The organism is Streptomyces sp. SID5785 (genome assembly GCF_009870065.1).
GTDB lineage: Bacteria > Actinomycetota > Actinomycetes > Streptomycetales > Streptomycetaceae > Streptomyces.
Genome location: NZ_WWIA01000244.1, coordinates 1 through 8,430, shown reverse-complemented (window position 1 = coordinate 8,430; position 8,430 = coordinate 1). Strand labels below are relative to the sequence as shown.

Sequence of the window (8,430 nt, the reverse complement as noted above, 5' to 3'; positions counted from 1 at the left end):
CGGTGTCCCGCCGCTGCCGCCCGCGTTCCAGCCGGCCGCGCCCGCCGCGCCGGTCCCGGCGCAGCAGTGGGGCGACCCCGCGGCACAGGCCCCGCAGCCGCCCCAGCCGCAGGCCGCACCGCCCCAGGAGCCGCAGCCCCCGGCCGGTTACGGCTTCCCGCAGCAGCCCCAGCCGCCGGTGCAGGGCGGACCGCCCGCACCCGACGCACCCGCACCGCAGGGCGGTTACGGCTTCCCCCAGCAGCCCGCCCCGCCGCAGCCGCAGGGTGGTTACGGCTTCCCGCAGCAGCCGCAGCCGCCGGTGCAGGCCGGACCGCCCGCACCCGACGCGCCTGCACCGCAGGGTGGTTACGGCTTCCCGCAGCCGCCGCACCCGAACCCGCAGCCGGGACCGGGCTTCCCGGCCCAGCCGCAGGGCCCTCAGGGCCAGCCGCAGCCCCAGCCGCACGTACCGCCGCAGCAGTCGGGCGGCGCCGGGTACGGCTTCCCCCAGCCGGGAGCTCCCGTACCGCCCGGGACCCCCGTACCGCCGCAGGCCGGGCAGCCGCAGCCGCCCGCTCAGCAGCAGCCCCCGCAGCCGCAGCCGTTCCCGAACCAGCCGGGCGGGCCCACGCCGCCCGGTCAGCCCCAGCCCCCCGCCGGGACCGACCCCCGCACCGGCGCCGCCTGGCCGCAGCCCGTGCAGCACGACCAGCGCCAGCCGACGAACGTGGGCGGCGCACCACTCGGTTACACGGCGGCGGTCGAGCTGTCCGCCGACCGGCTGCTCAACAACAAGAAGCAGAAGACGAAGAGCACCCGCCCCGGCGGCGGCAACTCGCGCTTCAAGCTGGGCGGCAAGAAGGAGGAGGCGGAGCGCCAGCGGAAGCTGGACCTGATCCGCACCCCGGTGCTGTCCTGCTACCGGATCGCCGTGATCAGCCTCAAGGGCGGCGTCGGCAAGACGACGACGACCACGGCGCTCGGCTCGACGCTCGCGACCGAGCGGCAGGACAAGATCCTCGCGATCGACGCGAACCCGGACGCGGGCACGCTCGGCCGCCGGGTGCGCCGCGAGACCGGCGCGACCATCCGCGACCTCGTCCAGGCGATCCCGCACCTGAACTCGTACATGGACATCCGGCGGTTCACCTCGCAGGCCCCCTCCGGGCTGGAGATCATCGCCAACGACGTGGACCCCGCGGTCTCGACGACGTTCAACGACGAGGACTACCGGCGCGCGATCGACGTGCTCGGCAAGCAGTACCCGATCATCCTGACCGACTCGGGCACCGGCCTGCTGTACTCGGCGATGCGCGGAGTGCTGGACCTCGCCGACCAGTTGATCATCATCTCGACGCCGTCCGTCGACGGTGCCTCCAGCGCGAGCACGACGCTCGACTGGCTGTCCGCGCACGGCTACGCGGACCTGGTGTCGCGCTCGATCACGGTCATCTCCGGGGTCCGCGAGACCGGCAAGATGATCAAGGTGGAGGACATCGTCAGCCACTTCGAGACGCGCTGCCGCGGCGTGGTCGTGGTGCCGTTCGACGAGCACCTGTCGGCCGGCGCCGAGGTCGACCTCGACATGATGCGGCCCAAGGTCCGCGAGGCGTACTTCAACCTCTCGGCGATGGTCGCCGAGGACTTCGTGCGCGCCCAGCAGCAGCAGGGCCTGTGGACGCAGGCGGACGGCAGCCAGCCGCCCACCATGGCGCCCCCGATGCCGGGCCAGCAGGGCTACCCGGGACAGCAGCCGTACCCCGGACAGCAGCCCTACCCGGGCCAGCAGCCGCCGCAGGCGCCGTACCCGCAGCAGGGCGGAGCGCCCCCGCAGGGACCGCCGCAGGGACCCCCTCAGGGCCCGCCCGGACAGCCCGGTCCGATGGCCCATCCGGGTCAACCCGGGCAGCCGGGTCCGCAGCCCGGCTGGGGGACCCCGCCGCCCCCGCAGCAGGGGCAGTCGGGACAGCCCGGCCCGCCCCCCGGATGGCAGCAGCCGCAACCGCCCCAGCAGTGACAACTGCCTGAAAGGCCCGCACCGTCGGACGGTGCGGGCCTTTTGCGCGCAGTACCGCAATCCGGGCGCCATGCGCTGGCCTGCAAAGCGTCAGAGGTCTCGTCCAATGTGCGTGAAATGCAGGTCAACTCGTTATTTCCGCAGGCCACATGGGGTTCACCTGCCGTTGACGTGCGTCAACAGCCGCTGGTACACACACTTCATTCGATCTGGAAAGTCCCTGCTGTGCGAGCGATGCGCGAGGTCACCGACCGATGAACCAACAGGATCGGCAACACCAGCACGACCATCACGACACAAGAGCCACGCGCCCCGCCCGGCGCGGCGTACGGGTGCTTCTCGCCGCCGGTGCCGCGGCGTTCACCCTGACGGCGGGCCTGGCCACGCCGCTCAACCCGGCCCCGCAGGAGGCACAGGCCAAGGACGACGGGGGCAAGAAGACGCTGACCGTCGCGGTCGCGCAGAGCGTCGACTCGCTCAGCCCGTTCCTGGCCCAGCGGCTCCTGAGCACCAGCGTCAGCCGGCTGATGTACGACTTCCTGACCAACTACGACCCCAAGGACAACCATGTCGTCCCGGGTCTGGCCACCAAGTGGGAGTCCTCGCCGGACAAGCTGACCTGGACGTACACGATCCGGTCCGACTCGAAGTGGTCGGACGGCCAGAAGACGACCGCGAAGGACGCGGCGTTCACCTTCAACAAGATGATGACGGACGACGGGGCGGCCACCGCCAACGGCTCGTTCGTCAGCAACTTCGAGAAGGTCACGGCCCCCAGTGACACCCAGCTGGTCATCAAGCTCAAGAAGCCGCAGGCGACGATGACCGCGCTCGACGTCCCGATCGTGCCGGAGCACGTGTGGAAGGACGTCAAGGACTTCTCGAAGTTCAACAACGACAAGGACTTCCCGGTCGTCGGCAACGGCCCGTACGTCCTCACGGGCTACAAGACCGACCAGTACGTGAAGCTCAAGGTCAACAAGGACTTCTGGCGCAAGTCGAAGACGCCGCAGTTCGACGAGATCGTCTTCAAGACGTACAAGGACCAGGACGCCGCCGTCGCCGCGCTGCGCAAGGGCGAGGTCTCCTTCGTCGCGGGCTCGCCCGCCCTGACGCCCGCTCAGGCCGCGTCGCTCAAGGGCGACAAGAACATCAAGGTCAACGAGGGCCCGGGCCGCCGCTTCTACGCCATCGCGGTCAACCCGGGGTGGAAGACCAAGAGCGGCCAGAAGTTCGGTGACGGCAACAAGGCGCTCCTCGACCAGAAGGTCCGCCAGGCGCTGTTCCGCGCGGTCGACACCAAGACGATCGTCGACAAGGTCTTCCAGGGCCACGCCGTCGAGGGCGCGGGCTACATCCCGCCGCGCTTCCAGGACTACTTCTGGGAGCCCTCGGACGGCCAGAAGCTGTCGTACGACCCGAAGGCCGCGGGCAAGCTGCTCGACGAGGCCGGCTACCCGCTCAAGGGCGGCAAGCGCGTCGGCAAGGACGGCAAGCCGCTCGACCTGCGGATGCTGTGCCACGCCACGGACCCGAACGACAAGGCGGTCGGCAAGTACCTGAAGGAGTGGTACGGCAAGATCGGCGTGGGCCTCACGCTGAACTGCGTCGACGACGTCTCCGTGCCCTGGTACGCCGGTGAGTACGACCTGGCCTTCGACGGCTGGTCGGTCAACCCGGACCCGGACTTCGTCCTCGGCATCCACACCTGCGCGGCGCTGCCCACGAAGGCCAAGGAGATCGCCGCGACGGACAACGGCATCTGCGACAAGAAGTTCGACGGCCTCTACGAGCAGCAGCTCGCCGAGTACGACCCGGCCAAGCGCGCGGACATCGTCAAGGACATGGAGTCCTGGCTGTACGACTCCGCGTACATGAACGTCATGGCGTACCCGAACGCGGTCGAGGCGTACCGCACCGACCAGATCAAGTCGATCGAGACGATGCCCACCGCCTCGGGCAACATCTACGGCCAGGACGGGTACTGGAGCTGGTGGTCGGCCCAGCCGGCGACCGCGTCCGACAGCTCGGACTCGGGCTCCTCGAGTTCCACCGGTGTCGTGATCGGGATCGTGGTCGCCGCACTCGTCGTCATCGGCGGCGGCGTGTTCGTGGCGAGGCGGCGCCGCACCACGGCGGACGATCGGGAGTAGGTCCCCGAGACCCGCACGCACGCACCACCGACGCGCGGGCGACACCCGCACGAGTAACGAGAGTTCGCATGAACCATGACAGCTGACAGCACTCCGGCGCTCGTGCAGCCCGCGGACGGCTCCGGCGGCGACCCCACCACACAGGTGGGGCCGTCGTCGGCCGCCCGCGGCCCCCGGGCCCGCAACACCAAGGCGTACCTGCAGTACGCGGCGACGAAGATCCTCGGCGCCGTCGTCTCGCTCTTCGCCGTCCTCGTCACGAGCTTCTTCCTCTTCCGCCTCATCCCGAGCGACCCGGTCAAGCAGATGACCGGCGGCCGCAAGGTCTCCGAGGAACAACTGCAGAACCTGCGCCACCAGTTCGGCCTCGACCAGCCGATGTGGCAGCAGTTCACGTCGTACATCGGGGACGCGCTCACCGGTGACTTCGGCACCTCGTACCAGTACCACGTGCCGGTCATCGACAAGATCACCGCGGCGCTGCCCGCGACGCTCCTGCTGACCGGTACCGCGTACGTCCTGTACTCGGCGCTCGGCATCTGGCTGGGCACCCGCACGGCGTGGCGCAACGGGTCGCGCAGCGACCGCTTCAACACGGCGTTCGCCCTGACCCTCTACTCGGTCCCGTCGTTCTGGCTGGGTCTGCTCCTCATCATCGTCTTCTCCGTCGGCATCGGGCCGATCCCCGGCATGTTCCCGACCGGCGGGCTCGATTCGGGTGACTCCAGCGGATTCGGCTACGTCATCGACGTCGCCCACCATCTGATCCTGCCGGTGATCACCCTCGTCGCGGTCGGCTACGCGCAGACGCTGCTCGTCATGCGTTCCTCGCTGCTCGACGAGATGGGCAGCGACTACCTGACGACGGCGCGGGCCAAGGGCCTGCGCGACGACGTCGTGCGCCGCAGGCACGCCGTGCCGAACGCGATGCTGCCGACATTCACCCTGATGTTCGTGAACCTGGGACACGTGGTGGCCGGCCAGATCCTGGTCGAGACCGTGTTCTCCTGGCCGGGCCTCGGCGGGCTCTTCTACTCGGCCCTGTCCGTGCCCGACCTCCCGCTGGTCCAGGGTCTGTTCTTCGTCTTCGCCACCGCGGTGATCCTCGCGAACACGCTGGCCGACATCCTCTATCCGCTGCTCGACCCGAGGGTGGGCCGATGACGACCGAGACGGCGCCCACCGAGGGCGTGCAGAAGACCACCAGCGCGCGCTCCCTGGCGCGCGCCCGCAAGCGCCGGTCCCTGGCCCGCTTCTGGCGCTCGTACCGCGCGCACCGCAGCGGCCTGTGGGGCCTGGGTCTGCTGATCCTGATCGCGCTCATCGCGGTGTGCGCGCCGCTGCTCGTCGGCTCGGACGCGCAGAGCGTGACGAACGCGCCGGGCGGCCCGCTGGAGGGGCCGAGCGGCGAGTTCCCGCTGGGCACCGACCAGTTCGGCCGCAGCGTCCTCGCGCTCCTCGTCTACGGGGCGCGCATCTCGCTCACCGTGGGCCTGCTCGCGGCGTTCCTGTGCGTGGCGATCGGCACGGTCATCGGGATCGTCGCGGGCCACTTCCGCGGCTGGTACTCGACCGTGCTGATGCGGATCACCGACTGGTTCCTCGTCATGCCGACGCTGGTCCTCGCGATCGCGCTGGCCACGGTGATGGACCGCTCCATGTGGACGGTGATCATCGCGATCGGCGTGACGACCTGGCCGACGACGGCCCGGCTCGTGCGCGCGCAGACGCTGGCCGTGGAGTCCCGCCCGTACATCGAGCGGGCGCGGGCGCTCGGCGGCGGGCACGGGCACGTCATGACCCGGCACGTGCTGCCGAACGTGATGCCGCTCGTCCTCGCCCAGACCACGATGATCATCTCCTCGGCGATCCTCACCGAGGCGACCCTCGCGTTCCTCGGCCTCTCCGACCCCACGGTGACCTCCTGGGGCGGCATGCTGCAGGACGCCCGCGAGGCCGGTGCGGTCAGCGCGGGCGACTGGTGGTACCTGGCCCCGCCCGGCATCGCCATCGCCGTCGTCGCGCTGTCCTTCACGCTGTGCGGCCGCGCGGTCGAGTCCGTCCTCAACCCGAAGCTGGGGGTGCGGTCATGACACTGCTTCAGGTACGGGACCTCGAAGTGACGTACGCGGGCGGCGCCCAGGCCGTCCGCGGGGTGAACCTGTCCGTCGCGGCGGGCCAGAAGCTCGGCATCGCCGGCGAGTCCGGCTGCGGCAAGTCGACGCTCGCCCTCGCGCTGCTGCGGCTGCTGCCCGCGGGCACGAAGGTGTCGGGCGAGATCCTGCTCAACGGCGAGGACGTCCTCACGATGAAGTGGGGCCAGGTCCGCGCCGTGCGCTGGGCCGGTGCCTCGATCGTGTTCCAGGGCGCGATGCACTCGCTGAACGCCGTACACCGCATCGGCGACCAGATCGCCGAGCCGATCCTGCTGCACAAGAAGGCGACGCAGGCGGGGGCGAAGAAGAAGGTCGCGGAGCTGCTCGAGCACGTGGGGCTGCCCGCGGCGCGCGCCGACGCCTACCCGCACGAGCTGTCCGGCGGCCAGCGGCAGCGCGTGATGATCGCGATGGCGCTCGCCTGCGACCCGGAGCTGATCATCGCCGACGAGCCGACCACGGCGCTCGACGTGATGATCCAGGCCCAGATCCTGCGGCTGATCGAGCAGTTGGTCGCCGAGCAGGACCTCGGCCTGATCATGATCAGTCATGACCTCGCGGTGCTGTCCGACACGTGCGACCGGCTCGCCGTGATGTACGCGGGCCGGGTCGTCGAGGAGGGCCCGGCGGACCAGGTCTACGAGAACGCGGTGCACCCGTACGGCAAGGCGCTGTCCGCGGCGTTCCCGACGATCGGCGACCCGTCGTCCCGGTTCGCGCCGCGCGGGCTGCCCGGCGACCCGCCGGACCCGGCGGCGCTGCCGTCGGGCTGCACCTTCCATCCGCGCTGCCCGGTGGCGCTGGACCGGTGCGCCACCCAGGACCAGGAGCTGCGCGACGCGGGCGCGGAGCGGCGGGCGGCGTGCGTGCACGTCGGCGCCGGCGCCGACACGGATGACGCCCCCGGCGACACCGGCGGGACGGTCGAGGCAAGGAGCACCACGGCATGACGCACGACGTCGTGAAGGACCACGACAGCACGGGCCCGCAGCCCCTGCTGAGCGCCGAGAGACTGCGGCTGACGTTCCCCGGGCGGCGCGGCGCGCCCGCGGCGCGGGCCGTGGACGAGGTCGACCTGGACATCGCGCCGGGCGAGATCGTGGCGCTGGTCGGCGAGTCGGGCTGCGGCAAGACGAGCCTCGCGCGGACCCTGCTGGGACTGGAGAAACCGACGGCGGGCGCGGTCACCTTCGCCGGGAAGCCGCTGGACTACGGGTCGCGGGCGCTGAAGGCGTACCGCAAGCGGGTCCAGCTCGTGCTCCAGGACCCGAGCGGCTCGCTCAACCCGCGGCACACGGTGTACGACGCCGTCGCCGAGGGCCTGCGGATCCACGGGTTCGCCGGGGACGAGCGGGCGGCGGTGTCGGACGCGCTGTCCCGGGCCGGGCTGCGGCCCCCCGAGCGGTTCTTCCTGCGCTACCCGCACGAGCTGTCCGGCGGGCAGCGCCAGCGCGTCGTGATCGCGGGCGCGCTGGTCCTCGAGCCCGAACTCATCGTCGCCGACGAGCCGGTGGCGTCGCTCGACGCGTCCGTGCGCGGCGAGATCCTGGCGCTGCTGCTGCGGCTGCGGGACGAGCTGGGGCTCTCGGCGCTCGTCGTCACGCACGATCTGGGGCTGGCCTGGAACATCGCGGACCGGGTGGCCGTGATGTACCTCGGCCGGATCGTGGAGACGGGACGGGTCGAGGACGTCCTGACGTCACCTCAGCACCCGTACACGCAGGCGCTGTTGTCGGTGCTGCCCGAGGCGCCCGGGGATCCGGTGGTGCTGACCGGGGAGCCGCCGGACCCGTCGCGGATTCCCGGGGGGTGCCGGTTCCACGTGCGGTGCCAGGTGCTGGCCCGGGGCTCCGCCGAGGAGGCCGGTGTCGCGGAGGCGTGCCGGTCCGAGGATCTGCCGGTGCTCTCCGGCGGCGCCGCGACCCAGGTGGCCTGTCACTGGGCCCGGGCGCGGGCGCGGGCGCGGGCGGCGCAGTAGCGCCTGCCCGTCCAGGTGACCGTGCGTCCGACGCCCCGGCGGTGGGCTGGTCGCGCCGTTCCCCGCGCCCCTGAGATGCAGACGCTTCGCGTCGCATCTCCCCGATGAAGGCTGCGCGCAGCGCATGCCTTCAGGGGCGCGGGG

General features: G+C 71.4%; 6 protein-coding genes. All 6 read left to right on the top strand.

Going from position 1 to position 8,430, the window contains the following annotated elements; genetic code table 11:
• The coding region (locus GTW43_RS07400) for a MinD/ParA family protein (RefSeq protein ID WP_161300824.1) at positions 1–1,999 on the top strand (1,999 nt) is incomplete at its 5' end.
• A gap of 332 nt (positions 2,000–2,331) precedes the next feature.
• On the top strand, positions 2,332–4,152 hold the full coding sequence (locus GTW43_RS07395) for an ABC transporter substrate-binding protein (protein WP_343245930.1): 1,821 nt from the start codon (positions 2,332–2,334) through the stop codon (positions 4,150–4,152).
• Positions 4,153–4,227: 75 nt separating this feature from the next.
• Positions 4,228–5,316, top strand: coding sequence for an ABC transporter permease (locus GTW43_RS07390; protein WP_161300822.1), 1,089 nt, complete (start codon positions 4,228–4,230; stop codon positions 5,314–5,316).
• The gene (locus GTW43_RS07385; protein ID WP_161300821.1) at positions 5,313–6,245 is read left to right on the top strand and encodes an ABC transporter permease; all 933 of its coding nucleotides are present in this window, start codon (positions 5,313–5,315) and stop codon (positions 6,243–6,245) included. The genes GTW43_RS07390 and GTW43_RS07385 overlap by 4 nt, the downstream gene beginning before the upstream one ends.
• A complete protein-coding gene (locus GTW43_RS07380; protein ID WP_161300820.1) occupies positions 6,242–7,258 on the top strand; it encodes an ABC transporter ATP-binding protein in 1,017 nt (338 codons plus the stop codon). The genes GTW43_RS07385 and GTW43_RS07380 overlap by 4 nt, the downstream gene beginning before the upstream one ends.
• A complete protein-coding gene (locus GTW43_RS07375) occupies positions 7,255–8,286 on the top strand; it encodes an ABC transporter ATP-binding protein (RefSeq protein ID WP_161300819.1) in 1,032 nt (343 codons plus the stop codon). The genes GTW43_RS07380 and GTW43_RS07375 overlap by 4 nt, the downstream gene beginning before the upstream one ends.
• Positions 8,287–8,430 lie beyond the last annotated feature (144 nt).

Coding starts and splice junctions, on each gene's coding strand:
- GTW43_RS07390 (WP_161300822.1), top strand. CDS start 4,228: ATGACAGCTGACAGCACTCCGGCGCTCGTGCAGCCCGCGGACGGCTCC.
- GTW43_RS07385 (WP_161300821.1), top strand. CDS start 5,313: ATGACGACCGAGACGGCGCCCACCGAGGGCGTGCAGAAGACCACCAGC.
- GTW43_RS07380 (WP_161300820.1), top strand. CDS start 6,242: ATGACACTGCTTCAGGTACGGGACCTCGAAGTGACGTACGCGGGCGGC.
- GTW43_RS07375 (WP_161300819.1), top strand. CDS start 7,255: ATGACGCACGACGTCGTGAAGGACCACGACAGCACGGGCCCGCAGCCC.